Source organism: Staphylococcus sp. Z5-21 (genome assembly GCF_056529615.1).
In genome coordinates this window covers 1,454,940-1,481,749 of sequence record NZ_CP096462.1, presented here as the reverse complement: position 1 = coordinate 1,481,749, position 26,810 = coordinate 1,454,940, and the positions used below count along the sequence as shown (strand labels likewise).

Genomic DNA, 26,810 nt, shown 5'->3' with positions numbered 1-26,810 from the left:
TGTGAGTAATAATTACAAAATGTTTAAATATTGCGAAAATTGTCAATAAAATTAGTGAGCCAATGTTTGCTTTTACGTGGAGGATACATTAAAATAAATACTAGATAATAATTATTATTATCTAGATGAAGTAAGGGGGAAGTAAAATGAGCAATAATAAAAAATTGACAAGCCTTTTCGGTGCGCCAGTCTCAGATAGAGAGAACAGTATGACAGCGGGTCCAAGAGGACCGTTATTAATGCAAGATTGGTACTTTTTAGAACAAATGGCACACTTCGATAGAGAAGTGATTCCGGAGCGCCGTATGCACGCTAAGGGTTCAGGTGCTTTTGGTACTTTTACGGTAACAAATGATATTACACAATATACTTCAGCAAGTATTTTCTCTGAAGTAGGTAAACAAACAGAAATGTTCGCACGTTTTTCAACAGTAGCTGGTGAACGTGGTGCAGCTGATGCAGAACGTGATATTCGTGGTTTTGCATTGAAATTCTATACGGATGAAGGTAACTGGGACTTAGTTGGTAATAACACACCAGTATTCTTCTTTAGAGATCCGAAATTATTCGCAAGTTTAAACCACGCAGTTAAACGTGATCCTAGAACAAATATGCGTAGTGCTCAAAACAATTGGGACTTTTGGACATCATTACCAGAAGCTTTACATCAAGTAACAATCTTGATGACAGATCGTGGTATTCCAAAAGGCTTTAGAAATATGCATGGCTTTGGTTCACATACGTACTCAATGTACAATGATAAAGGTGAACGTGTTTGGGTTAAATTCCATCATAGAACACAACAAGGTATTGAAAACTTACAACCGGAGGAAGCGGCACGAACAATTGCAGAAGATAGAGAATCTTCACAAAGAGATTTATTCGAAGCAATTGAAAATAAAGATTATCCAAAATGGAAAACGTATATCCAAGTAATGACTGAAGAACAAGCAAGAAATCATAAAGATAATCCTTTTGACTTAACTAAAGTATGGTATAAAGGCGACTATCCACTAATCGAAGTTGGAGAATGGGAACTTAATCGCAATCCAGATAACTATTTCCAAGATGTAGAACAAGCAGCATTTGCACCAACTAACATTGTACCTGGTATTGACTTCTCTCCAGATAGAATGTTACAAGGACGTTTATTCTCATATGGTGATGCACAACGTTATAGATTAGGTGTGAACCATTGGCAAATTCCAGTAAACCAACCTAAAGGTGTAGGGATTGAAAATATCTGTCCATTTAGTAGAGATGGTCAAATGAGAATTCTGGATAACAATCAAGGTGGTAGTACACACTATTATCCAAACAGTGAAGGTGCATTTGAAGATCAACCTGAATTTAAAAAACCTGGATTAAAAGTAGAAGGCGAAGCTTACGAATATGATTTCCGTGAAGATGACGATAACTACTTCGAACAGCCAGGACGTTTATTCAGATTACAATCTAAAGAACAACAAGAGCGTATTTTTGAAAATACAGCGAATGAAATGCAAGGTACAACATTAGAAGTACAACACCGTCATATTCGTCATTGTTATAAAGCGGATAGTGAATATGGTAAAGGTGTAGCTAAAGCATTAGGCATTGACATTAATGATGTTGATCTTGAAGTTAAAGACTAATTTAACACAATTTAAGAATAAAATAAGCACAAGTTGAATAAACATCATATTTAAAGCCAACGAAATTTATTTCGCTGGCTTTTTTGAGGTAAGGCTTAATTTTATTAACAAAAGTAGGATGACTAGGATTGAAAAGTTTTGAGAGCTGAAGCGCATGTATAAGTCTACTAGCATTTTTATACATAAGAACTACTAATTTTCATAAATAGAAGTAGTAATTCTTTAAAGCAGTGGGACTTTACATTTTCTATTCAGTCATCTACTGCCTAAACGAAAAAGAGTCTGAGACATCTATTTTTGTCCCAGACTCTATTGTTCAAAACTCAGAACATTAGACTAATATGCTGCTTTTTAAATTAAAAAAACAACATATATTACAAATTCCAATTTTTAAATGTCGTATTTAAAAGATAAGTAATGAAATGTACTACTTAGTTTCACGATGTAACGTATATTTATTTAATCTTGGACAAAACTTTTTAAGTTCAATACGTTCAGGATGATTACGTTTGTTTTTTGTAGAAATATAATTACGATCGCCACATTCAGTACATGCTAATGTAATATTTACGCGCAAAGTTAACACCTCTTTCTTAATAGTAATGATTACGTTTTATAATATTACCACATAAAATTTAATCTTTCAACATTTTAATAATGTGCAATTTGAAGGATTACATTAAAATACATATCCACTAAAAATTAATTAAAGATTAAAGATTGAATAGATAGAAAAATATGTTATGATATAAAACGTAATAATTGCGATTTGTAAAAAGGAGAGAAAAATAGATGGCAAAAAAATCTAAAATAGCAAAAGAGCAGAAAAGAGAAAAGTTGGTTGCACAGTTTTACGAATTGAGAAAAGAACTAAAAGATAAGGGCGATTATGAAGCTTTAAGAAAATTGCCAAGAGATAGTTCTCCTACGAGATTAACAAGAAGATGTAAAGTAACTGGCAGACCTAGAGGTGTTTATCGTAAATTTGGTATGTCACGCATTGCATTAAGAGATTATGCACATAAAGGGCAAATTCCAGGAGTGAAAAAATCTAGTTGGTAATTTACGACTAAAGTCAGTTTACATTTGATATAAAACAATGTATATTATCTATTGGAAAAGATAAATAAAAAAGTTATTGTTCGGAAAAATGATAAAATTATCAATTATTTCAATAATAATGCTCATTAACATCATGAAAATCTTACCATTATATAAAAGTTTTATTAAAAATGTTAGGGGTTTGTTAAAATGAAAATTTTTGATTATGAAGATATACAACTTGTACCAAATAAATGTATTGTAAACAGTCGTTCGGAATGTGATACAACAATTCAATTTGGACCTAGAAGTTTTAAACTACCTGTAGTACCGGCAAATATGCAAACAGTAATGAATGAAACATTAGCGGAATGGTTCGCTGAGAATGATTATTTCTATATTATGCATAGATTTGATGAAGAAGGTCGTATTCCTTTTATTAAAAAGATGCAAGAAAAAGGTTTATTTGCTTCAATTTCAGTTGGTGTTAAAGAACGCGAATTTGGTTTTGTTGAATCATTAGCTGCTGAAAACGTGATTCCTGAGTATATTACGATTGATATCGCTCATGGACATTCTGATTCAGTTATCAATATGATTAAACATATTAAAAAACATATTCCAGAAGTATTTGTAATTGCTGGAAATGTAGGTACACCAGAAGGCGTACGTGAATTAGAAAATGCAGGCGCTGATGCAACAAAAGTAGGTATTGGACCAGGTAGAGTATGTATTACTAAAATTAAAACTGGATTTGGTACAGGTGGTTGGCAATTATCTGCTTTAAATCATTGTAGTAAAGCAGCGCGTAAACCAATAATAGCTGATGGTGGTATTAGAACACATGGTGATATTGCAAAATCAATTCGTTTTGGTGCATCAATGGTTATGGTAGGATCATTATTTGCTGCACATGAAGAATCACCAGGTGAAACAGTGGAATTAGATGGCAAAATGTATAAAGAATATTTTGGTAGCGCATCTGAATTCCAAAAAGGTGAACATAAAAACGTCGAAGGTAAAAAAATGTTTGTTGAACATAAAGGCTCACTTTTTAGTACTTTAACTGAAATGCAACAAGATTTACAAAGTTCAATTTCATATGCAGGTGGCAAAGACTTAAATTCATTAAGAAAAGTAGATTACGTTATCGTAAGAAACTCAATTTTTAATGGTGATAGAGACCAAAAATTATAGTAGGTGTTTAAAATCAGAAGACTTTTATTATATATAGTCATTTTTTTGATTATTGTATTAGTCGTCCCTATCAAAGAAACGGCACCTATGACATCGTTACAGCAGCAACTCAAATCGAGTGTTGATAGTTGGACTTCAAGCGAAACAGCAACGAACGATGAACTGAAAGTACCTAATAAACAAGATTTTGCTGTGAATAATATTCAAATGAATATGTCAAAACAGGACGTCGATAACAAACTTGGCAAAGCTAAACGAGTGACATCAAATGAATATGGCACACAGTGGCATACGTATTATTCTGATGATTATAGAGCATTTGTAATGGTAAGTTATATTGATGATAGAGTGAATGCACTTTATAGTAATCAAAATCTAATTTCTTCTAAATCGAAAATTAAATACGGTACACCTAAACAAATTGTGCGAGATAGACTTGGCGAACCAATTAAAGATAAACAAAAAGGTAACGTAAAATTTGATGTTCAAGACGATGAATATGATAATTTTCATAAAGACAGTATTTATACAACGGCATTTTATGATAAACATGAGAACAATAACTTAACTGCGCTTTTACAGGTTAGTGACAAAATGGAAAATCGTTTACAACAACAATATGGTGCACCTTCTGATAATTTAGCCCAAAGTTTCGAACTACAAAACTTTGATTTAGTAAATGCTGAAAGGGTTCAACATAATTTAAATACATTAAGCTATTCATCTAGTATTTCAGATACTGCCAGAAAACACAGTAAAGATATGGCTGATAATAACTATTTTGATCATAACAATTTATCAGGAGAATCTCCTTTTGATAGATTGGAGGCAGATGGACATGATTTCAATGCAGCAGGAGAAAATTTAGCATATGGTCAAGCAAATAGTATTTATGCACACCAAGGTTTAATGAATTCATTAGGTCATAGAAAAAATATACTTAAAAAAGAATTTAATACTCTTGGTGTGGGTGTCGATTTTAATAAAAATAGGCAACCTTACTGGACAGAAAATTATACAGGCTAATGTTTTATTATAGTTGTATACGGGTATCCATGATTTGTGAGGATGGATAAGTTATGACAACAAATAAAAAAGATAAAACAGAAGATATACTTGAAAAAGTTAAAGAAGTTTTAGAAAAGAATAGAAAAAAATAGGCGAATGCGCAATTGCGCATTCGCCTATTTTTTTGAGAGTGTCTTAAATTGCTCTAAATTACCAATTACATTTCTCTAAATAATCCGACCACTTTTCCTAAGACAGTAACTTGATCTAAATAAATAGGGTCCATTGAATTATTTTCTGGTTGTAGACGGTAATGTGCTTTTTCCTTAAAGAAGCGTTTGACTGTAGCTTCATTTTCTTCAGTCATAGCGACAATAATATCACCATTTTCGGCAATTGTTTGGCTTCTAACAATGACTTTGTCTCCATCAAGAATACCTGCTTCAATCATACTATCTCCAACTACATTTAAAATAAAAATATCACTATTGTGTGTAGATGTGAAATGTTCTGGTAATGGGAAGTACTCTTCAACATTTTCAACAGCAGTTATTGGTATACCTGCTGTTACTTTACCAATTACAGGAACATGAATTGTTTCTTCCATATTAATAGGTTCACCTAATTGTTCAGTTACTATTTCAATGGCACGTGGTTTAGTAGGATCTCTTCTAATATAACCTTTTTCTTCTAATCTAGATAAATGACCATGAACTGTTGAGCTAGATGCGAGACCAACAGCTTCACCGATTTCTCTAACACTTGGTGGGTATCCTTTAGCGTGAACAGTTTGTTTTATATATTCAAAAATCTCATTTTGTCGTTTAGTTAACTCTCTCATAATAGGCACTCCCTAATCTAATTTAACCTAATTATAGCATGTGTATATCTGTTTTACAAACGTTTGTTCGTTCCGGTGTTGACATAGAACAAATGTTCTGATAAAGTAACTATACAAACAAACGTTCTAGGAGTGACTATAAATGATAAAAATATATAAATCTCAAATAAAAGCTTATACAATGGTGTTAATTGCAACTATGGTTCTTTGCGCAATTTTTATATTAAGTGCTTATAACAACGCTAATTCAGAACAGACGTACGAAATGACAGATCACCAAATAACGCAACAATCTAACAATAGCGAACAAAACAATACTAAATTGGAGCAGAAAAGCGAACAAGATTCACAACCCGTAATGGCATCAATGTATTAAAATATATATAAAAGACAATGATTAATGATGATAATAAGGTTGGGTTAAGGTGAGCGAAACAATTTAGTTTCGTTCACTTTTTTGTTATATTTTTTATATTAATAATAACGGAGGTTTATAATGTCTCAAAAAGATGGTGTAGATATAAAAAGAATTAATAAATTAGCAAAAAAGAAAAAGGAACAAGGACTTACAGAAAATGAAGCTAAAGAACATTCGAAATTGCGAAAAGCTTATTTAGAATCTTTTAGAAAAAACTTTAAACAACAAATTGAAAGTACAAGAGTCATTGATCCTGAAGGTAATGATGTCACTCCGGATAAAGTGAAGAAAATTTTAGATGCGAAAGAGAAAGAAGATAAATAGAAAATCAATATTTTGTTAAATAGATATTAAATAAGGTATAATGATATAGAATCTTGTTAGAAGAAAGGAAGTCATTTAGATGAATAAAGAAAAAGATCAATTAGCGGTTGATACGATTAGAGCATTGAGTATCGATGCTGTTGAACAAGCCAATTCAGGACACCCTGGATTACCAATGGGTGCTGCTCCAATGGCATATACACTATGGACACGCCATTTAAATTTTAACCCCCAATCAAAAGATTTCTTTGATAGAGATCGCTTTGTATTATCTGCTGGACATGGTTCTGCTTTATTATATAGTTTATTACATGTTTCAGGTAGTTTAGAATTAGAAGAGTTAAAACAATTTAGACAATGGGGTTCTAAAACACCAGGACACCCAGAATTTAAACATACAGATGGAATTGAAGTAACAACTGGTCCACTTGGACAAGGTTTTGCTATGTCTGTAGGTATGGCGATGGCTGAAAAACACTTAGCTGGTAAATTTAATAAAGAAAATGCTAACGTTGTTGATCATTACACATATGTTATTGCTTCTGACGGTGACTTAATGGAAGGTATTTCTCATGAAGCAGCTTCTTTAGCAGGTCATAATCAATTAGATAAATTAATCGTTTTATATGATTCAAATGATATCTCGTTAGATGGAGATTTAGATAAAGCATTCTCTGAAGATGTAAAAGGTCGTTTCGAAGCTTACGGTTGGAAACACATTTTAGTTAAAGATGGCAATGATTTAGATGCAATTGATAAAGCTATTGAAGAAGCTAAATCACAAGATGTTCCAACAATTATAGAAATTAAAACTGTAATCGGTTTCGGTGCGCCTAATAAAGAAGGTTCTCACGGTGTGCACGGTGCGCCACTTGGAGAAGATGAAAGAAAATTAGCGTTAGAAAACTATGGTTTAGATCCAGAAAAACACTTTAATGTACCAGAAGAAGTTTATGAAATCTTCCAACAAAGCATGTTAAAACGTGCAAATGAAAAAGAAGAAGCATGGAATAAACTTGTAGAAACTTACAGTAAAGATTATCCTGAGCTTGCAGAAGAATTTAAATTAGCAATCAGTGGTAAATTGCCTGTCAATTATAGTGAAGCATTACCTCATTTTGAAGCTGGACACAGTGGCGCGTCACGTGCAGACTCAGGTGAAGTGATTCAAGCATTAAGTAAAACAGTGCCTTCATTCTTTGGTGGATCAGCAGATTTAGCTGGTTCAAATAAATCAAATGTTAAAGATGCACCTGATTTCGATAAAGAAACGCCAGAAGGTAAAAATATTTGGTTTGGTGTACGTGAATTTGCAATGGGTGCCGCTGTAAATGGTATGGCTGCTCACGGCGGATTACATCCATATGGCGCAACATTCTTTGTATTTAGCGACTACTTAAAACCAGCATTACGCTTATCATCAATTATGGGTCTAAATTCAACATTTATCTTTACACATGACTCAATCGCTGTTGGTGAAGATGGTCCAACTCATGAACCAATCGAACAATTAGCTGGTTTACGTGCAATTCCAAATATGAACGTTATTCGTCCAGCAGATGGTAACGAAACACGTGTTGCTTGGGAAGTTGCTTTAGAATCAGAAGGCACACCAACTTCATTAGTATTAACACGTCAAAATCTTACAACTATGGATCTTTCTAAAGAAACTGTAGAAGAAGGTGTTCGTAAAGGTGCTTATGTAGTATTTGAATCAGATAAAGCACCAGAATTCTTACTATTAGCTACTGGTTCTGAAGTTAACTTAGCTATAGAAGCTGCTAAAGATTTAGAAGCTCAAGGTAAAGGTGCACGTGTTGTTTCTATGCCAAACTGGAACGCTTTTGACCAACAACCTGATGAATATAAAGAATCTGTATTACCATCATCAATTACTAAACGTGTTGCTATTGAAATGGCATCACCACTTGGTTGGCACAAATATGTAGGTACAGAAGGTAAAGTAATTGGTATCGACGGATTTGGTGCTAGTGCTCCTGGAGACTTAGTTGTTGAAAAATATGGCTTTACTAAAGAAAATGTATTAAATCAAATTCAAACATTTTAATTAGTGTAGTGAAAATTGATTTTGTTGGTATGAGAACTTAAGTTCTCATACCATTTTTTATTTTATAATTAAAATAAGCTTATATTTACAAATTGATTTTGAAATTGATATAATACATGAGTCGATAATTTATATAAATAGAGTTGCTCTTGAAAATGAGCACTAATTTTAGTAAAATTCATTAGGATAGGAAAGTGGGTGAAACAATGGCAACTTGGTTAGCAATCGTATTAATCGTGTTAGCATTAATTTTAGGTTTAGTAGGTGGATTTTTCCTTGCAAGAAAATATATGATGGATTATCTTAAAAAGAACCCACCAATCAATGAAGAAATGCTACGAATGATGATGATGCAAATGGGTCAAAAACCTTCTCAAAAGAAAATAAATCAAATGATGACAATGATGAATAAAAATCAACAAGATCAATTGAAAAAATCTAAATAGAACATCATTAAAGGGCTGGGAGCTACTTGTAAAAAGTAACTTTCAGCCCTTTATTTTTTGCTCTGGCAACACAGTGGCAAAATGACTATGAATTTTTAAATCGCATTTATAAATACATTGTTTAGTATTTCATAACTTCTTTTTCATTATTCGGGTACAAAATTATGAATTAAAAGCATTTGGAATGTTTTTGAAAATAATAATTTCAGATGATGAAAATATACCTTTTCTTAATACTACAAATGTAGATAATAAAGGGTATGAAAGTGCATCAAAAAATCAAAGGAAGTGGTTGCTCGATGGTAACACTCAATTCCCAAATTCGATTCAAGTTGCAAAGGTTACCTTCACAGCTGTAACTGATGAAAAAGATAAAATTCACTACCCAACAGATAGTGTAAGTCAAAAGTTATAAGATGAATATATGAATGAGGATATTGAGAATTTTAAAAATAAGTTATATAACATTCTTTTTGAAAAATAAGAATACAATAATCAATTTACAATATATTCTTATAGGTAATTTATAGAATGAATACGTAATTAGTGTAGGAGAGTATAACAATAAAAATTGGAATATTCAGAAAAATAATTGATTATAGATTGTAATTTGTTATAATATGAATATAAGGGAGGTAGTAATAAGTGAAGGATGCTTATGCCATGGAAGATAAAGAAGTACTTGATCGACTAGCAAATATGCATATTAACTTTCAGACCGACGAAGCATTTAAGAAATATCATAACGCGATGCAATTACATGATATGAATTATCTTAGATACACTTTAAACGATGCATTGTCCGCATGTACACAAACAAATGCAATATAAATAAACATGTAGTAAAATCAGCTTAAATATAAGCTGGTTTTATTTTGTGTATATTGTGAATAAGCATTTGACTATGTCGTTTTCTACATAACTAAAAGACATGATATGAACATTAAGCCTTAAATTTTGAAGATTAAATAATAAATTAGGCTATAAATACTGATTATTAATTTATTAAGTGATATACTATCCAAGGTAAATATCATCTTGTAGAAACGCAAAGAAGGTGTAAGCATGTTGTATTTAGTATTTTCAATAGTTTTCGCATTTTTAATGGGTATTGGTGTCATTATAGTCAGAATGAAAGCACAACAATTTCCCGTAAATGAAAAGAAAATTATACTACCTCCATTTTTTATGGCAACAGGTGCATTGATGTACGTGGTACCTTATTTTAGATTAACTGGAACTGAGATTTTAGAATGTATCATTATGGGGTTATTATTTTCTACCATATTAATTTGGACATCTAGATTCGAAACACAGGGTAGTGAAATTTACATGAAACGTTCAAAAGCGTTTCCAATTATTCTTATATCATTGTTGTTAATTCGTACAGTAATCAAAATATTTATAAGTAACCAAATTGATCCAGGGGAAATTGCAGGTATGTTTTTCTTATTAGCATTTTGCATGATTGTACCTTGGAGAATAGCAATGTTATATAAATTCAAAAAAGTTAAAAGTAATTTAATTCAATAAATTATTGCCGTTTATCTATAAAGGTAAACGGCTCTTTTAATATACTTGAAGCGTTATGAAAAATATAATAAACTATTAATACGAACAAACGTTCTAAGAGAGGGCGATATAATGAAAATCATACATACTGCGGATTGGCATTTAGGGCGAATATTAAATGGGAAGTCGTTACTAGAAGACCAAGCGTATATACTAGATAAATTTATTGAGGCAATGAAATTAGAACAACCAGACGTTATTGTCATTGCGGGTGATCTATATGACACAAGTTATCCAAATAAAGATGCGATTCAATTACTTGAACAGACAATTGATATATTAAATTTAGAAATGAGTATTCCTTTAATTATGATTAATGGTAACCATGATAGTAAGGAAAGATTAAATTATGGCTCAAAATGGTTTGAAAAATCACATATGTACATACGTACTGACCTTAATGATATGAATAAACCAGTAACGATTGGGAACGTTGATTTTTACACAATGCCTTTTGCCACTATAAATGAAATGCAATATTTCTTTGATGACAAAGCTATAGAAACACACCAACAGGCTTTAAACAGAGTGTTGGCATATATGCATGAAGTCATAGATGAGAATAAAGTGAATATTTTTGTTGGTCATTTAACAGTACAAGGTGGAATTCGCTCTGAATCTGAAAGGCCGTTGACTATAGGTACAGTTGAGTCAGTTGATGAGAATCTATTTAATCAGTTTGATAGAGTTATGCTTGGACATTTACATCATCCTTTCAGTATTGAATCTAATTTTATAAATTACAGTGGTTCATTGTTACAATATTCATTTTCAGAAACGAAACAACCAAAAGGTTATAAAATAGTAGAAATTAAAAATCAAAAAATAACAGACAAATTTATACCATTAAAGCCTCTAAGACAATTAGAAGTGATTGAAGGTAATTATGAAGATGCAATACAAGAAAAGTTAGAAGTAAAACATAAAGAAAATTATTTACATTTTAAATTAAAGCATATGTCACATGTGAGTGATCCTATGATGCATTTGAAGCAAATTTATCCTAATACTTTAGCGTTAACCAATCAGACGTTTGATTTTAATATATCTATACACCATGAAAATATTGAAATTCAAAAATTAGATGATGAAACAATAATTGATAATTTTTATAATAGTATAACGGATGAACATTTAACTACGAATCAAAGTAAAAAAATAGAAAAAATTATGACAGCATTACTTGAGGAGGGTTCTAAATAAATGAGACCCATTAAACTGAATTTAACTAATTTCGGTCCCTTTTTAAATGAAACAATTGATTTTAATAATGTAGAAAATAACCAACTCTTTTTAATCAGTGGAAAAACTGGTTCAGGCAAGACGATGATATTTGATGCTATTGTGTTTGCATTATTTGGTGAAGCTTCCACAAAAGATAGAAAAGAAAGCGATTTAAGGAGTCATTTTGCTGAAAGTAAAAAACCAATGGTTGTCGAATTTGAATTTAAATTAAGAAATCAATATTTTAAAATTCAAAGACAAGGTGCATTTATAAAGGAAGGTAATAAAAATAAAACACTAGGGCAACTAGCAGTTTATCAATATGAACAAGATGATTATGCACTTAGAGAAAGTAAAATTAATAGTGGTAATCAATTTATCAAAGCGCTACTAGGTGTGAATGCTGAACAATTTCGACAACTGTTTATATTACCACAGGGTGAATTTAAACGATTTTTACTCTCGAAAAGTGTGGAAAAACAAGATATATTAAGAACACTGTTTAACAGTCAGAGATTTGAAGAAATTCAAAAAAAATTATCTGATGATGTAAAAGAAGTAAGAGAGCAAATAGAAAAAAGGTACAACGATTTAGAAAATCATTGGAAAGAATTGGAAACTTTTGATGATGAAACATTATGCGAGCATAAAGTAATAAGTGCTAGACAAACGAACAATATCATTAAGGTATTACCAGATTTTAAAATGAAAGCACAAATAATACGAGATGACTTTGAACAGAAAAAAGAAATATTAAAAAATAAAGTCAACAGTACAGAAAATGCTTTAAATAATAATATTAAATTAGAGGATGCTTTAAATAAGCTCAATGAAAATCAACAAAAATATGAAGCATTATTAGTTAATGAACACGAAATCCAAGAAAAAGTTAAGCGTGTAACAGAAATCAACGAAGTAAGACCCATTACGAATTTATTAGAAGTAAAAGAAAATACAATTTCCAAAAAAGGTAAAGTAGCGCAAAGTATTGAAGAAAAATCTAAAAGTATCTTTGATTTGGAGGATAAGATAAAACAAAGTAACCTTGAAGCGGATAACCTTAAAGAGAAGCAAGATGATATTGAGGAACTAAGGCGTTTTATTGAACAGACGCAATTGTTTTTTGAAAAAGCAAATAAATATAAAGATGCCTACAACAATTATCAGTTCACGAAAACAGCATTTACAGATTTAGAAGCGTATTTAACTCAAAAAAATGAGGAAATCAAAGATACTACAGCTAAATTAAATCAACGTCAGCCTGATTATCGAAAGATAGAACAAATTACGGAAGCAATATACAACCTTAATAATGATATTAAACAATTGAAGCAAAATGAAAAAGATAAAATTGAGTATGATGCATTACAGAAAAGAAAAATGCAAAAGCAACGTAATCTTAAAGATTTAAGTCAAAAGCGTGTGCAACTCAATGAGGAATATAATAATATTGATAAATCTAAATTAGATTTAAACAACAAACAAGATGTAATTGCAACAGTACAAGCAGCTCTACATACTGGTGAAACTTGCCCAATCTGTGGTAATGAAATTCATACATTATCGAGTCACGTGGATTTTGATGAAATAATGGAAAGACATCAACAGCTCACGCTATTAGAAGAAAAAATAGCTACTGTAAAAGGAGATATTATTAAATGTGAAAGTGAATTGTCACACATTGAGGAGCAATTATCAAAATATACTATAGCTTCATTGGAAAATATAAATTATGAAGCTATAGAAGATGAAGTTGAGAAGAAATATCAAGAAAAGAAAAAAATAGATGAAGAAAATAATGAAATAGAAAAATTAAAAGACCAATTACAACAATATGAAAAAAGTTCACACGATTTACAGATGAATATTCAAAAAAAAGAACACATATTAAAAGAAAATGAAACTGCGATAAACGATTTTGAAAATACAACAGGTTATAAACGGGTTGATGAATTTTTAACAAAATTTGAAGATGCTTATAATCAAATACGCCAATTTGATCAAACGCTAAATGAAATTGAACAAAAAATACAAAATTATAAGAGTACTTTAGCAATAGAAAAAAATAGTGTAACTTATTTAAAAAATAACCTTGCTGAAATAGAAACTGAAATCAATGAGACTGATATGAAAATCAATGAGGAAATGCAACGTATTGGTTTTACATCATTAGAACAAGTTGAAAAAGTAACAGCACAAGCATCAGAAAAGCAAAATTTAGAAAAAGAAATTGAAACTTTCAAAAAAGAGAAACAATCTTACGAATTATATATAGCGCAACTAAAAGCTGAAACAAATAATAAGAAGCTAGATGATACACAACAACTAAAAGAACGATTTGAAGAAATGCAACAAGCATATGAAACAGCTTCAACTGAATTAAGTCAACATGACTATAAAATGGAGTTTAATTCTAAAAAAACAACTGAAATAAATAAAATTATAGATGAGTTAAATAGTGAATTGCAATCTCAACAAGAAGTATTTCAATTAGCAGAAATTTTAGCAGGGAAAAATGAACAAAAATTAACGTTGGAAAATTATGTATTAATATATTACTTGGAGCGTATTCTTACTCAAGCTAATCAGCGCTTAGCAATTATGACGGGACAGAGATACCAATTAACGAGACGAGCTCAAATATCTCAAGGCTATAGTGGACTAGAAATAGATGTGTTCGATGCACATTCAAATCAATCACGCCACATTACATCGTTATCTGGTGGAGAAACATTTCAGGCATCATTAGCATTAGCATTGGGATTAAGTGAAATTGTGCAACAAGAATCAGGTGGGATTTCACTTGATTCAATGTTTGTAGATGAAGGATTTGGTACTTTAGATCAGGAAACACTAGAAACTGCACTAGATACATTGCTAAGTTTAAAATCAACGGGTCGCATGGTTGGGATTATTTCTCACGTAAGTGAACTCAAGCAAAGAATACCGCTTATATTGGAAGTAACCACAGAACAATATCAAAGTACAACGCATTTTAAAAAACAATAGAGTATAAAAAAATATATTTAAATAAGAAAAAAGCCAAGACATTTTGAAATGTCTTGGCTTTTTTGATTTAAACTAGAGCGAACTATGAAAATTTTTAAAAAAGCTTAATTTTTTTCGCTTTATACTAATTAAATCGAATTAATTTTTTTCACGTAATAAGTCGCGGATTTCCGTTAATAATACAGTGTTTTCTTCGATTTCTTCTTCCTCTTCTTTCTTCATTAACGTATTAGCAATTTTAACGAAAAGGAATAAAGCGAATGCAATGATGATGAAATCAATAATTGATTGAACGAACATACCATATTTAATACCCATAAATGACCAGCTTTCAGCAAAGTCAACAGTACCGAAAATTAAACCAATTAATGGCATGATAATGTATGAAACTAAAGCAGTAACAATTTTATTAAATGCTGCGCCCATAACTACAGCAACTGCTAAATCTAAAACATTACCTTTAAGTGCAAACTCTTTGAATTCCTTTAACATATAATTAACTCCTCTTAATTAAATTTAAAGTTTATTATACATTATATGTAAAGTTTAGAAAATAGTTTATTTAATGAAATTTGATATTAACTCATTGTTTTGTTATTGTAATACGTGGCTATTACATAAAATAGTAGTGTTTAGAAATTCTAATCATTCTATTTTAGATTCGAAAATTTAATATGATAAGAAAGGGAGTAATTAATTATGAATTCTTCTAGTAACCAACCTAATGGTAAGAAGATATCTCCAGTTTTTATCTATAGTGCGATTATCGTAGCGATTGTTGTTATTATCGGCGCAGTGTTACCGGAACAATTTGATCATGTTACGAATACAATTAAACTATGGATTACAGATAAACTAGGATGGTATTACTTAATTCTTACAACGTTTATTGTATTCTTCTGTATTTTCCTAATCTTTAGCCCGATTGGTAAATTGAAGTTAGGTAAACCGAACGACAAACCTGAATTTAATACAATTTCATGGTTTGCTATGTTGTTCAGTGCTGGTATGGGTATTGGGCTTGTATTCTATGGTGCAGCAGAACCAATGGCTGACTTTGCAGCGCCGCCAAATGCGGATCCGAAAACTGCAGCAGCTTATACCGAGGCCTTACGTTCAACATTTTTCCATTGGGGATTCCATGCATGGGCAATTTATGGCGTAGTTGCATTAGCGCTCGCTTATGCCCAATTTAGAAAAGGCGAACCTGGATTAATTTCTAGAACATTACGTCCTATCTTAGGAAATAAAGTTGAAGGCCCAATTGGGACAATCATTGATGTGCTTGCTGTATTCGCTACAGTAGTAGGTGTTGCCGTATCACTAGGTATGGGCGCATTGCAAATCAATGGTGGGCTTCACTATTTATTTGGCATACCAAATAATGTTTGGGTACAAGCAATTATTATTGTAGTTGTAACTATTCTATTTATTATGAGTGCTTGGTCTGGTTTAAGTAAAGGCATCCAATATTTAAGTAATTTAAATATTAGTTTAGGTGCAATTTTAATGATTGCTGTTTTAATCATTGGACCGACAGTATTGATTTTAAATATGATGACAAGTTCTACAGGTAGTTTGTTGAACTCATTCTTATTAAATACGTTTGACACTGCAGCTTTAAACCCTCAAAAACGTGAATGGATGTCTAGTTGGACACTTTACTATTGGGGTTGGTGGTTAAGTTGGAGCCCATTCGTAGGTATTTTCATTGCACGTGTATCTAAAGGACGTTCTATTCGTGAATTTATTGCTGGGGTACTTTTAGTACCAGCGTTAGTAAGTTTCGTTTGGTTCAGTGTATTCGGTGTACTTGGAATTGAAACTGGTAAGAAAAATCCAGAATTATTCGATATGACTGCTGAAACACAACTCTTTGGTGTGTTCAATGAAATTCCACTAGGTATTATACTATCTATTATTGCATTAGTATTAATCGCATCATTCTTTATTACCTCTGCTGACTCAGCAACATTTGTATTAGGTATGCAAACGACAAATGGTTCATTAGAGCCTTCTATTATGATTAAAGTTACATGGGGTATCGCACAATCATTAATTGCATTCGTATTATTATTTGCTGGTGGAGGTAATGGTGCTGAAGCATTGAATGCGATTCAAAGTGCCGCCATTATAAGTGCCTTACCGTTCTCCTTTGTAGTGATCATGATGATGATTTCATTCTACAAAGATGCGAACCAAGAGCGTAAGTTCTTAGGACTTACTTTGACACCAAATAAACATAGATTGCAAGATTATGTACAACATCAACAAGAAGATTATGAAGATGATATTATTGAAAAACGTACACCATTAAGAGATGCAGAAAAAGCAGAAAAATAATATTGATTAATAGTCAAAAACTGAGAATCCAATTGGGTTCTCAGTTTTTTTGTAGGATAATGAAATTAGCTGATAATGATTCTCAATTGATAATAATAACTTATTACACCTGCATTTAGCAATAAGTTTTGCTTATGTATACTGATTGAAAAATCAAATCTAATTTAGCCATGTTTCTGGCTCTATCTAGTTGTTTTAAACTACATATAATTATACAATTTAACTAACGGCATATATTAAAAAAATTCAAGGGGGATTTATATGGCTTCTAATATTAAACAGCAAGCGAAAAAATCGTTTGACTTAAATGGGAAATCATACACGTATTATGATTTAAACACTTTAGAAGAACAAGGTTTAACTAAAGTAGCGAAACTGCCATATTCAATTAGAGTATTACTAGAATCTGTTTTAAGACAAGAAGATGGTTTTGTAATTACAGATGAACACATCAAAGCGTTATCTGATTTTACTGAAGGTGCAAAAGGAGAAGTGCCTTTCAAACCTTCACGTGTAATTCTACAAGATTTCACAGGTGTACCTGCTGTCGTAGACTTAGCTTCATTACGTAAAGCCATGAATGATGTAGGTGGCGACTTAAATAAGATCAATCCAGAAGTGCCTGTTGATTTAGTTATCGACCACTCAGTACAAGTAGATAGCTATGCTAATCCAGAAGCACTAGAACGAAATATGAAATTAGAGTTTGAAAGAAACTATGAACGTTACCAGTTCTTAAATTGGGCAACTAAAGCATTTAATAATTATAGTGCTGTTCCACCAGCAACGGGTATCGTACACCAAGTTAACTTAGAATACCTAGCTAACGTTGTGCATGCACGTGAAGTTGATGGTGAAACTGTTGCATTCCCAGATACATTAGTTGGTACCGATTCACATACGACAATGATTAACGGTCTTGGCGTATTAGGTTGGGGTGTCGGTGGTATTGAAGCCGAAGCTGGTATGTTAGGTCAACCTTCATACTTCCCAATTCCTGAAGTTATTGGTGTTAGACTATCAAATGCTTTACCACAAGGTGCTACTGCAACGGACTTAGCATTACGTGTAACACAAGAGTTACGTAAAAAAGGCGTTGTAGGCAAATTTGTTGAGTTCTTCGGTCCAGGTGTACAACATTTACCATTAGCTGACCGTGCAACAATTGCTAATATGGCTCCTGAATACGGTGCTACTTGTGGTTTCTTCCCAGTAGATGAAGAAGCATTAAAATATATGCGTTTAACAGGTCGTTCTGAAGAACAAATTGACTTAGTTAAAACATATTTAGAAGAAAATAGCATGTTCTTTACTGTAGAAAAAGAAGATCCTGAGTACACAGATGTTGTAGAACTTGATTTAGCTACTGTTGAAGCTTCATTATCAGGTCCTAAACGTCCACAAGATTTAATCTTCTTGAGTGACATGAAAAAAGAATTCGAAAAATCAGTAACTGCACCAGCGGGTAACCAAGGTCATGGTTTTGATAAGAGTGAATTTGATAAAACTGCAACAATTGAATTTAAAGATGGCACTTCAACAACTATGAAGACGGGTGATTTAGCGATCGCTGCGATTACTTCATGTACGAATACATCTAACCCATATGTTATGTTAGGTGCTGGGCTTGTTGCTAAAAAAGCAGTTGAAAAAGGTCTTAAAGTACCTGAATATGTTAAAACATCATTAGCTCCAGGTTCAAAAGTTGTTACTGGTTATTTAAGAGATTCTGGTTTAAATGAATATCTTGATGACTTAGGATTCAACCTTGTTGGTTATGGTTGTACAACATGTATCGGTAACTCTGGTCCATTATTAGAAGAAATTGAAAAAGCGATTGCTGAAGAAGATTTACTTGTTACTTCTGTTTTATCAGGTAACCGTAACTTTGAAGGTCGTATTCATCCATTAGTTAAAGCTAACTATTTAGCATCACCACAATTAGTGGTTGCTTATGCTTTAGCTGGTACAGTAGATATTGACTTACAAAATGAACCACTTGGTAAAGGTAAAGATGGCGAAGATGTATATCTAAAAGATATTTGGCCATCAATCAAAGAAGTTTCAGACACAGTTGATACTGTTGTTACACCAGATTTATTTAAAGAAGAGTACGAAACTGTATATAACAATAACGAAATGTGGAATGAAATTGATGTAACAGATCAACCTTTATATGATTTTGATCCAGAATCAACTTATATCCAAAATCCTTCATTTTTCCAAGGTTTATCTAAAGAACCAGGAACAATTGATTCATTAAATAATTTACGAGTAATGGGTAAATTTGGTGATTCTGTAACGACAGACCATATTTCTCCAGCAGGTGCGATTGGTAAAGATACACCAGCAGGTAAATATTTAATTGAACATGGCGTGCCAATTCGTCAATTTAACTCATATGGTTCTCGTCGTGGTAACCATGAAGTTATGGTGCGGGGTACATTTGCGAATATTCGTATTAAAAACCAACTTGCACCTGGTACTGAAGGTGGCTATACTACTTACTGGCCTACAGGTGAACAAATGTCTATATTTGATGCAGCTATGAAATATAAGGAAAACGGTACTGGATTAGTTGTATTAGCAGGTAACGACTACGGTATGGGTTCTTCACGTGACTGGGCAGCCAAAGGTACAAACTTATTAGGCGTTAAAACAGTTATTGCGCAGAGTTACGAACGTATTCACCGTTCAAACTTAGTAATGATGGGCGTATTGCCGCTACAATTCCAAGAGGGCGAATCAGCTGATAGTTTAGGTATCGATGGTACTGAAGTTATCTCTGTAGACATTGATGAAAATGTTAAGCCACACGACTTAGTTAAAGTCCAAGCTAAAAAAGACAATGGTGAGGTAATTGAATTTAAAGCTATTGCTCGTTTCGACTCAAATGTAGAAATGGATTACTATCGTCATGGTGGTATCTTACAACTTGTATTAAGAAATAAACTAGCTGGACAACAATAAAAAAACAAACCTGTATAATAAGTTTACTGATGGACTGGCCATATGCTAGTCCATCTTTTTTATGTTAATATTTAAGGTATGATATGTATCAGTAGAAATATTGAAAAGAGGATGCAAAAATGATTTACAGTATGACACAAATTGAAGCACGTTATTCAGAAACTGATCAAATGGGTGTAATCTATCATGGTAATTATCCTACGTGGTTTGAAGTAGCAAGAACAGATTATATTTCTAAACTAGGTTTTAGTTATAAGGATATGGAAGATAGTGGTATTATTTCGCCAGTAATCGATTTAGATATCAAGTATATTAAATCGATCTTTTATCCGGAAAAAGTAACAATAAAAACATGGGTTGAAAGATATTCACGTTTGCGATCCATATATAAATATGAAATCTATAATGAAGCAGGGGAACTTGCAACAACAGGTTCAACGGCATTGACTTGTATAAAAAAAGAAGATTTCAAACCAATTAGATTAGATAAATATTTCCCTGAGTGGCATGCAACTTATAGTGAAGTTGATAAAAGAAACAAGGCTGGAGAGTGCTTAGAGGTCATAAACGGCTTATAAAACGAAGTGGTTAATATCTATATCTATATATAATAAAAAGCGTCTGACACTTGAGCCAGGCGCTTTTTATTATATAGGTTATTTTGTAGCATATGAAATTTCATCAATGCCATCATTTACGTCAATAAATAAATTATGGTCTTCAAAATACCATAAATCTTTTTCAGCAATTACGACATCTAAACCGTCGTAATGATTTTCATAACCAATTTCAACATCCTCTTTTTTGTCAACGCTAAATGCAGGACTGAATCCTTGTTTTAATTGGAATTCGCCACCATAACGTACAAAGAATTGTAAGACTTTGTCACCTTCAGGTAATTCAAGTTCTTCTTTAAACCAAGACACGGCATTATTTGAAAGTTCTATTTCCATAATAAAAGTCTCCTTTCGGTTCACAAGTACTTAACTTATGACTATTGGCAACTAAATTGAATTAGTATTTTTATATACTACCCACTTTCAGTAATATTAAAAGTAGTATAACATAATTTTTCAATTAGTTATGTCAAATCATTCTACAATGCGGAGAAATATATATAACGCATGATAATGATACATATAAGTAGTATAATAGAATTAATGATCATAAAGCTGTGTTTAAATCTTACGATTCAATATGTGATATAAAAAAGCTGGAGGCATTAACGCCCCAGCTCAAATTTTGTTTACAACATATTATTTTGTAGAACGACTATTGTAATAGTTACATCCATTTAATTTTAGGTTCTTCACCCTTAAATATCCTTACAATATTAGTTCGATGTCTAATAATAAGCAATACACCGACACCAATACTAACAATAAATAGGATATAGTCTCGAATTAATAATGCACCAATGACGCAACAAATAGATGCAATGATACTTGATAACGATACATATTTTGTTAAATATAATATTCCAAAGAAAATTGCTGCTAATATTAATAATAAGACAGGATTGACACCTAGTATGACACCAGCACTTGTTGCAACGGCTTTTCCGCCTTTGAATCCAAGATAAACTGGATATACATGGCCTAAAATTGCAAAAGCACCAACAATAAGTCCATTTGTGAAAAATGTAGTTATTGGGCCTTCAGCTTGGACAGGTAACCATAGTGGAAAGAACACTACAATGAACCCTTTAAATATGTCTAGGAAAGTTACAAGAAATCCAGCAGGTTTTCCTAATACTCTAAAGCTGTTTGTTGCCCCAGTGTTACCACTTCCGAATTGACGGATATCTTTTTTGAAAAATAGTTTACCTATTACATAGCCACTTGGGAAAGCACCGATAAGGTAACTTAGTATTAACATGATTACAATCATCATATATAATCCACATCCTTTAATGACATTAAAATTATTTTACCATATAAGCATAGGATAATACGAATGAAAATTTAAAATGGGTATTATTTCTCAATTGAAAATTCATTTGATACTTGCATTTTATCAAGATTTATATAAGAATAACTAATGTATAGTTTTAAAAACGAACGTACGTTTGTAGGAGGGCGAAACGATTGGCAATGAATAAGAAAAATAATTATTCGGATGATTCCATTCAGGTACTTGAGGGATTAGAGGCCGTAAGAAAAAGACCTGGGATGTATATTGGTTCTACCGATAAACGTGGATTACATCATCTAGTATATGAAGTTGTCGATAATTCCGTCGATGAAGTATTAAATGGTTTTGGTAGCGAAATCCAAGTTACAATTAATAAAGATGAAAGCATTACAATTGAAGATAATGGTCGTGGGATGCCAACAGGTATACATACATCTGGAAAACCTACAGTACAAGTCATTTTCACAATACTTCATGCTGGTGGAAAATTTGGACAAGGCGGATATAAAACATCAGGTGGATTACATGGTGTTGGTGCATCCGTTGTTAATGCATTAAGTGAATGGTTAGAAGTAGAAATATACAGAGATGGCAATATCTATACTCAAAGTTTTGCACAAGGTGGTAAACCAACAACTGGTTTGGTTAAACACGGGAAGACTAAAAAGACTGGAACTAAGGTGACATTTAAACCAGATCCAGAGATATTTAAATCAGCAACATCTTTTAATTATGATGTTTTAAGTGAGCGACTTCAGGAGTCAGCTTTTTTACTTAAGCGTCTTAAAATAACATTGAAAGACTTAAGAGCTGGAAAAGAACGTGAAGATGTTTTTCACTATGAAGATGGTATTAAAGAATTCGTTGCTTATGTTAATGAAGGAAAAGAAGTTTTACATGATGTAGCCGACTTTTCTGGGGAAGCTAATAATATCGAAGTTGAAGTTGCATTCCAATACAATGATCAATATTCAGAAGGTATTTTGAGCTTCGTTAATAATGTGCGTACAAAAGACGGGGGTACACATGAAGTTGGCTTCAAATCTGCAATGACACGTGTATTTAATGATTATGCACGCCGTATTAATGAACTAAAAGAAAAAGATAAAAATTTAGATGGAAATGATATTAGAGAAGGGTTAACAGCTATTATTTCCATCCGTATTCCGGAAGAGTTACTTCAATTTGAAGGACAAACAAAGTCTAAATTGGGTACACCAGAAGCTAGAAGTGCAGTGGATTCTGTAGTAGCAGACAAACTTCCATATTATTTAGAAGAAAAAGGTCAGTTATCAAAATCACTTGTTAAAAAAGCGCTGAAAGCACAACAAGCTAGAGAAGCTGCGCGTAAAGCTCGTGAAGATGCACGTTCCGGTAAGAAAAATAAACGTAAAGATACTTTACTTTCAGGTAAATTAACGCCAGCTCAAAGTAAAAATACTGAGAAGAAAGAACTTTATCTTGTTGAGGGTGACTCAGCAGGTGGTTCAGCAAAATTAGGTAGAGATCGTAAATACCAGGCTATTCTGCCTTTAAGAGGTAAAGTCATTAACACAGAAAAAGCACGTCTAGATGACATATTTAAAAATGAAGAAATTAATACGATTATTCATACTATTGGTGCTGGTGTTGGAAATGAATTTAAAATTGAAGATAGTAATTATAACAGAATAATTATTATGACTGATGCGGATACGGATGGTGCACATATACAAGTACTGTTATTAACATTTTTCTTTAAATATATGAAACCACTTGTAGAAGCTGGAAGGGTATTTATTGCCTTACCCCCCCTCTATAAATTAGAAAAAGGGAAAGGCCCCTCAAGAAAAATCGAATACGCATGGACTGATGAAGAATTAGAAAAATTACAAAAAAAATTAGGCAAAGGTTTCTCATTACAACGTTATAAAGGTTTAGGTGAAATGAACGCTGATCAATTATGGGAAACGACAATGAACCCAGATACAAGAACACTCATCAGAGTTCAAGTTGAAGATGAATTACGTTCTTCTAAACGTGTAACAACATTAATGGGTGACAAAGTTGCGCCTAGACGTGAATGGATAGAAAACCATGTTGAATTTGGATTACAAGAAGAACAAAGTATATTAGACAATAATGAAATCCAAATTTTAGAACAGGAACATCCTAATGAGGAGGAAATCAATTGAGTGAAATAATTCAAGATTTATCGCTAGAAGATGTTATTGGCGATCGTTTTGGTAGATATAGTAAATACATCATTCAAGAGCGTGCATTGCCAGACGTTCGTGATGGGCTCAAACCTGTTCAAAGACGTATTTTGTATGCTATGTATTCTAGTGGTAACACATATGATAAAAATTTCCGTAAAAGTGCTAAAACAGTCGGTGACGTAATTGGACAGTATCACCCTCATGGCGACTCATCTGTGTATGATGCTATGGTAAGACTCAGTCAGGGATGGAAGCTGCGTCATGTGCTCATAGAAATGCAAGGGAATAACGGTAGTATCGACAATGACCCGGCTGCAGCAATGCGTTATACAGAAGCTAAGTTAAGTCGTATTTCTGAAGAACTTTTAAGAGATATTAATAAAGAAACAGTACCATTCATGCCAAACTATGATGATACTACTTTGGAACCGATGGTATTACCAGCAAGGTTACCTAATTTATTAATTAACGGAAGTACGGGTATTTCTGCTGGTTATGCAACAGATATTCCACCACATAATTTGGGTGAGGTGATTCAGGCTACACTTAAATTTATCGATAATCCTGATATCACAGTAGCTCAGTTGATGAAGTATGTTAAAGGACCAGATTTCCCAACAGGTGGCATTATACAAGGTATAGATGGTATAAAAAAAGCTTATGAAACTGGTAAAGGTAAAATTATTGTTCGTTCAAAAGTCGAAGATGAAGAATTAAGAAATGGCAGAAAGCAATTAATTGTTACTGAAGTCCCATATGAAGTGAATAAGAGTTCACTTGTTAAAAAGATGGATGAATTACGTGCTGATAAAAAAGTGGATGGTATTGTTGAGGTAAGAGATGAGACAGACCGTACTGGATTACGTATTGCCATTGAATTGAAAAAGGACGTAAATAGTGAAGCTGTATTAAATTACTTATACAAAAATACAGATTTACAAGTTGCTTATAACTTTAATATGGTTGCTATTAGTGAAGGTAGACCAGTATTAATGGGGATTCGTCAATTTATTGATAGTTATTTAAATCATCAAATTGATGTTGTGACTAAACGTACACGTTATGAATTAGATCATGCTGAAAGCAGAATGCATATTGTTGAAGGTCTTATGAAAGCATTATCTATTTTAGATGAAGTTATCAAGTTAATTAGAGCTTCTAAGAATAAAAAAGATGCTAAAGACAACTTAGTCGCTGAATTTGATTTTACAGAGGCACAGGCCGAAGCGATCGTAACACTACAATTATATCGTTTAACGAACACAGATATTGTGCAACTACAAGAAGAGCACGATGAATTAAAATCACTAATTGGACGTTTAAAAAATATTTTAGATGATCATAGTGCACTTTTAAATGTAATAAAAGAAGAATTAACAGAAATTCGCAATCGTTTTAAACAAGGGCGTTTGTCTTCAATAGAAGCAGAGATTTCTGAAATTAAAATTGATAAAGAAGTTATGATTCCTAGTGAAACGGTTATTATGAGTGTTACAAAACACGGTTATATAAAACGCACTTCATTACGTAGTTATAATGCCAGTGGCGTAAATGAAATTGGTGTAAAAGACGGTGATGTACTTATGAAACATCAAGAAGTCAATACACTTGATACTGCATTGGTCTTTACTAATAAAGGGCGTTATCTATTTATTCCAGTACATAAATTAGCTGAAATTAAATGGAAAGAATTAGGTCAACATGTTTCTCAAATTGTGCCACTTGATGAAGGTGAATTTATCATCGATGCGTATTGTGAAAGTGATTTTAAACCAGACGCATTTTATATTTTAGCTACGCGTCATGGAATGATTAAACGCAGTAATGTTTCTATGTTTAAAACATCACGATTCAATAAACCTCTCGTTGCAATGAAAGTGAAAGATGATGACGAAATTATTAATGTCATGCGCATAGACTCTACTCAATTAATTACTGTTATTACAAACAAAGGTATGTCATTAACCTATAGTAGTGATGAACTCTCTGATACAGGATTGAGAGCAGCTGGCGTTAAATCAATTAATCTAAAAGATGAAGACTTCGCCGTGTTAACACAGGTCATTAGTGCAAACAACTCAATTTTAATGGCAACACAACGAGGATCACTAAAACGTATTGGTTTCAAAGTACTACAAACAGCCAAACGTGCACAACGTGGAATTACATTACTGAAAGAATTGAAAAAATCACCGCATCGTATTGTAGCGGCTGACGTAATTCAACCTGAGCACACGACTTACACGATTTATTCTGATAAACAACAAGAATCTGGCGCCATTAAAGATATTCATTTGTCTGAACAATATACAAATGGCAGCTTTATTGTAGATACAAGTGAATTTGGTGAAATTATTGACTTAGAAGTTAATTAGGGGTAATTTTTTAAAAATTATTAGTAAATACAGCTATATGGTGATAAAATACCAGTTAGGTGCAATAAATTATTAAAAAAGAGGTTTATAGCAGTGTGAAAAGTATCGTATTAGGCGTATGACTAGGGCGTACTTTTTCATCATTTTATAAGTGGCATGTAATGAAATGTTACAATTCCTTATAAGACTGTCTATAAATCTCTTGCTCTAATTTGAAATTAAATATTA

General features: G+C 32.3%; 23 protein-coding genes. 18 read left to right on the top strand and 5 right to left on the bottom strand.

Annotated features, from left to right (window positions below):
• The first annotated feature begins 146 nt into the window (after positions 1–146).
• The gene (locus M1D64_RS07325) at positions 147–1,634 is read left to right on the top strand and encodes a catalase (protein WP_002483391.1); all 1,488 of its coding nucleotides are present in this window, start codon (positions 147–149) and stop codon (positions 1,632–1,634) included.
• 427 nt (positions 1,635–2,061) lie between these two features.
• On the opposite strand, the gene rpmG is transcribed toward M1D64_RS07325, so the two are convergent.
• Positions 2,062–2,211, bottom strand: a complete 150-nt coding sequence (gene rpmG, locus M1D64_RS07320; RefSeq protein ID WP_011303194.1) for a 50S ribosomal protein L33 — start codon at positions 2,209–2,211, stop codon at positions 2,062–2,064.
• Between the two features lie 215 nt (positions 2,212–2,426).
• Between rpmG and rpsN the strand changes: the two genes are divergently transcribed.
• From rpsN to M1D64_RS07305, 3 genes are all read left to right on the top strand, one after another.
• A complete protein-coding gene (gene rpsN / locus M1D64_RS07315; protein ID WP_002483389.1) occupies positions 2,427–2,696 on the top strand; it encodes a 30S ribosomal protein S14 in 270 nt (89 codons plus the stop codon).
• 189 nt (positions 2,697–2,885) lie between these two features.
• On the top strand, positions 2,886–3,872 hold the full coding sequence (gene guaC / locus M1D64_RS07310; protein ID WP_037538477.1) for a GMP reductase: 987 nt from the start codon (positions 2,886–2,888) through the stop codon (positions 3,870–3,872).
• Positions 3,873–3,875: 3 nt separating this feature from the next.
• Positions 3,876–4,898, top strand: a complete 1,023-nt coding sequence (locus M1D64_RS07305) for a CAP domain-containing protein (RefSeq protein WP_069821955.1) — start codon at positions 3,876–3,878, stop codon at positions 4,896–4,898.
• Positions 4,899–5,097: 199 nt separating this feature from the next.
• Here M1D64_RS07305 and lexA read toward each other — a convergent pair whose 3' ends face one another.
• Positions 5,098–5,721 carry a transcriptional repressor LexA gene (gene lexA / locus M1D64_RS07300; RefSeq protein ID WP_002483386.1) on the bottom strand — a complete coding sequence of 208 codons (624 nt, stop codon included), beginning with the start codon at positions 5,719–5,721 and terminating at the stop codon, positions 5,098–5,100.
• Positions 5,722–5,863: 142 nt separating this feature from the next.
• On the opposite strand from lexA, the gene sosA reads away from it, so the two are divergent.
• From sosA to sbcC, 9 genes are all read left to right on the top strand, one after another.
• Positions 5,864–6,097 carry a DNA damage-induced cell division inhibitor SosA gene (gene sosA / locus M1D64_RS07295; protein WP_069821956.1) on the top strand — a complete coding sequence of 78 codons (234 nt, stop codon included), beginning with the start codon at positions 5,864–5,866 and terminating at the stop codon, positions 6,095–6,097.
• 120 nt (positions 6,098–6,217) lie between these two features.
• On the top strand, positions 6,218–6,463 hold the full coding sequence (locus M1D64_RS07290; RefSeq protein ID WP_069821957.1) for a DUF896 domain-containing protein: 246 nt from the start codon (positions 6,218–6,220) through the stop codon (positions 6,461–6,463).
• 79 nt (positions 6,464–6,542) lie between these two features.
• The gene (gene tkt / locus M1D64_RS07285; protein WP_069821958.1) at positions 6,543–8,531 is read left to right on the top strand and encodes a transketolase; all 1,989 of its coding nucleotides are present in this window, start codon (positions 6,543–6,545) and stop codon (positions 8,529–8,531) included.
• A gap of 206 nt (positions 8,532–8,737) precedes the next feature.
• Positions 8,738–8,977 (top strand): YneF family protein, encoded by a 240-nt coding sequence (locus M1D64_RS07280; RefSeq protein WP_011303187.1) that lies wholly within the window; start codon positions 8,738–8,740, stop codon positions 8,975–8,977.
• A 190-nt stretch (positions 8,978–9,167) separates the two neighbouring features.
• Positions 9,168–9,392 carry a hypothetical protein gene (locus M1D64_RS07275; RefSeq protein WP_129320797.1) on the top strand — a complete coding sequence of 75 codons (225 nt, stop codon included), beginning with the start codon at positions 9,168–9,170 and terminating at the stop codon, positions 9,390–9,392.
• Between the two features lie 230 nt (positions 9,393–9,622).
• On the top strand, positions 9,623–9,808 hold the full coding sequence (locus M1D64_RS07270) for a hypothetical protein (protein ID WP_002483380.1): 186 nt from the start codon (positions 9,623–9,625) through the stop codon (positions 9,806–9,808).
• A 234-nt stretch (positions 9,809–10,042) separates the two neighbouring features.
• Complete coding sequence (locus M1D64_RS07265; protein WP_002483379.1) at positions 10,043–10,510, top strand: CcdC family protein; 468 nt, start codon at positions 10,043–10,045, stop codon at positions 10,508–10,510.
• Positions 10,511–10,621: 111 nt separating this feature from the next.
• On the top strand, positions 10,622–11,752 hold the full coding sequence (gene sbcD, locus M1D64_RS07260) for an exonuclease subunit SbcD (protein ID WP_069821959.1): 1,131 nt from the start codon (positions 10,622–10,624) through the stop codon (positions 11,750–11,752).
• Complete coding sequence (gene sbcC / locus M1D64_RS07255) at positions 11,753–14,782, top strand: exonuclease subunit SbcC (RefSeq protein ID WP_041080502.1); 3,030 nt, start codon at positions 11,753–11,755, stop codon at positions 14,780–14,782.
• Positions 14,783–14,920: 138 nt separating this feature from the next.
• Here the strand turns inward: sbcC and mscL are convergent, their stop codons facing one another.
• Entirely contained in the window at positions 14,921–15,274 is a 354-nt protein-coding gene (gene mscL / locus M1D64_RS07250) for a large conductance mechanosensitive channel protein MscL (RefSeq protein WP_002483376.1), read from the bottom strand.
• A gap of 207 nt (positions 15,275–15,481) precedes the next feature.
• Here mscL and M1D64_RS07245 point away from each other — a divergent pair, with 207 nt between their 5' ends.
• The 3 genes from M1D64_RS07245 to menI all read left to right on the top strand — a co-directional run bounded on the left by M1D64_RS07245 (position 15,482) and on the right by menI (position 20,673).
• On the top strand, positions 15,482–17,125 hold the full coding sequence (locus tag M1D64_RS07245; protein ID WP_002483375.1) for a BCCT family transporter: 1,644 nt from the start codon (positions 15,482–15,484) through the stop codon (positions 17,123–17,125).
• 261 nt (positions 17,126–17,386) lie between these two features.
• Positions 17,387–20,095, top strand: coding sequence for an aconitate hydratase AcnA (gene acnA, locus M1D64_RS07240; RefSeq protein WP_002483374.1), 2,709 nt, complete (start codon positions 17,387–17,389; stop codon positions 20,093–20,095).
• A gap of 119 nt (positions 20,096–20,214) precedes the next feature.
• Positions 20,215–20,673, top strand: coding sequence for a 1,4-dihydroxy-2-naphthoyl-CoA hydrolase MenI (gene menI / locus M1D64_RS07235; protein WP_011303179.1), 459 nt, complete (start codon positions 20,215–20,217; stop codon positions 20,671–20,673).
• Between the two features lie 78 nt (positions 20,674–20,751).
• Here the strand turns inward: menI and M1D64_RS07230 are convergent, their stop codons facing one another.
• Both M1D64_RS07230 and plsY read right to left on the bottom strand, forming a co-directional pair.
• Entirely contained in the window at positions 20,752–21,048 is a 297-nt protein-coding gene (locus tag M1D64_RS07230; RefSeq protein ID WP_002483372.1) for a HesB/YadR/YfhF family protein, read from the bottom strand.
• Between the two features lie 331 nt (positions 21,049–21,379).
• On the bottom strand, positions 21,380–21,988 hold the full coding sequence (gene plsY / locus M1D64_RS07225) for a glycerol-3-phosphate 1-O-acyltransferase PlsY (protein WP_002483371.1): 609 nt from the start codon (positions 21,986–21,988) through the stop codon (positions 21,380–21,382).
• Between the two features lie 200 nt (positions 21,989–22,188).
• Here plsY and parE point away from each other — a divergent pair, with 200 nt between their 5' ends.
• Together parE and parC are read left to right on the top strand one after the other, a co-directional pair.
• A complete protein-coding gene (gene parE, locus M1D64_RS07220) occupies positions 22,189–24,183 on the top strand; it encodes a DNA topoisomerase IV subunit B (RefSeq protein ID WP_100217393.1) in 1,995 nt (664 codons plus the stop codon).
• Positions 24,180–26,582, top strand: a complete 2,403-nt coding sequence (gene parC / locus M1D64_RS07215) for a DNA topoisomerase IV subunit A (RefSeq protein WP_002483369.1) — start codon at positions 24,180–24,182, stop codon at positions 26,580–26,582. Before parE ends, parC begins: the two co-directional genes overlap by 4 nt.
• Positions 26,583–26,810: the final 228 nt, after the last annotated feature.

What these genes read in the sequence shown, in the direction of transcription:
- M1D64_RS07290 (WP_069821957.1), top strand. Translation starts at nt 6,218, where the DNA reads ATGTCTCAAAAAGATGGTGTAGATATAAAAAGAATTAATAAATTAGCA.
- sbcD (WP_069821959.1), top strand. Translation starts at nt 10,622, where the DNA reads ATGAAAATCATACATACTGCGGATTGGCATTTAGGGCGAATATTAAAT.
- M1D64_RS07280 (WP_011303187.1), top strand. Translation starts at nt 8,738, where the DNA reads ATGGCAACTTGGTTAGCAATCGTATTAATCGTGTTAGCATTAATTTTA.
- menI (WP_011303179.1), top strand. Translation starts at nt 20,215, where the DNA reads ATGATTTACAGTATGACACAAATTGAAGCACGTTATTCAGAAACTGAT.
- M1D64_RS07325 (WP_002483391.1), top strand. Translation starts at nt 147, where the DNA reads ATGAGCAATAATAAAAAATTGACAAGCCTTTTCGGTGCGCCAGTCTCA.
- plsY (WP_002483371.1), bottom strand. Translation starts at nt 21,988, where the DNA reads ATGATGATTGTAATCATGTTAATACTAAGTTACCTTATCGGTGCTTTC.
- mscL (WP_002483376.1), bottom strand. Translation starts at nt 15,274, where the DNA reads ATGTTAAAGGAATTCAAAGAGTTTGCACTTAAAGGTAATGTTTTAGAT.
- tkt (WP_069821958.1), top strand. Translation starts at nt 6,543, where the DNA reads ATGAATAAAGAAAAAGATCAATTAGCGGTTGATACGATTAGAGCATTG.
- rpsN (WP_002483389.1), top strand. Translation starts at nt 2,427, where the DNA reads ATGGCAAAAAAATCTAAAATAGCAAAAGAGCAGAAAAGAGAAAAGTTG.
- sbcC (WP_041080502.1), top strand. Translation starts at nt 11,753, where the DNA reads ATGAGACCCATTAAACTGAATTTAACTAATTTCGGTCCCTTTTTAAAT.
- acnA (WP_002483374.1), top strand. Translation starts at nt 17,387, where the DNA reads ATGGCTTCTAATATTAAACAGCAAGCGAAAAAATCGTTTGACTTAAAT.
- parE (WP_100217393.1), top strand. Translation starts at nt 22,189, where the DNA reads ATGAATAAGAAAAATAATTATTCGGATGATTCCATTCAGGTACTTGAG.
- M1D64_RS07265 (WP_002483379.1), top strand. Translation starts at nt 10,043, where the DNA reads ATGTTGTATTTAGTATTTTCAATAGTTTTCGCATTTTTAATGGGTATT.
- sosA (WP_069821956.1), top strand. Translation starts at nt 5,864, where the DNA reads ATGATAAAAATATATAAATCTCAAATAAAAGCTTATACAATGGTGTTA.
- guaC (WP_037538477.1), top strand. Translation starts at nt 2,886, where the DNA reads ATGAAAATTTTTGATTATGAAGATATACAACTTGTACCAAATAAATGT.
- M1D64_RS07230 (WP_002483372.1), bottom strand. Translation starts at nt 21,048, where the DNA reads ATGGAAATAGAACTTTCAAATAATGCCGTGTCTTGGTTTAAAGAAGAA.
- lexA (WP_002483386.1), bottom strand. Translation starts at nt 5,721, where the DNA reads ATGAGAGAGTTAACTAAACGACAAAATGAGATTTTTGAATATATAAAA.
- M1D64_RS07245 (WP_002483375.1), top strand. Translation starts at nt 15,482, where the DNA reads ATGAATTCTTCTAGTAACCAACCTAATGGTAAGAAGATATCTCCAGTT.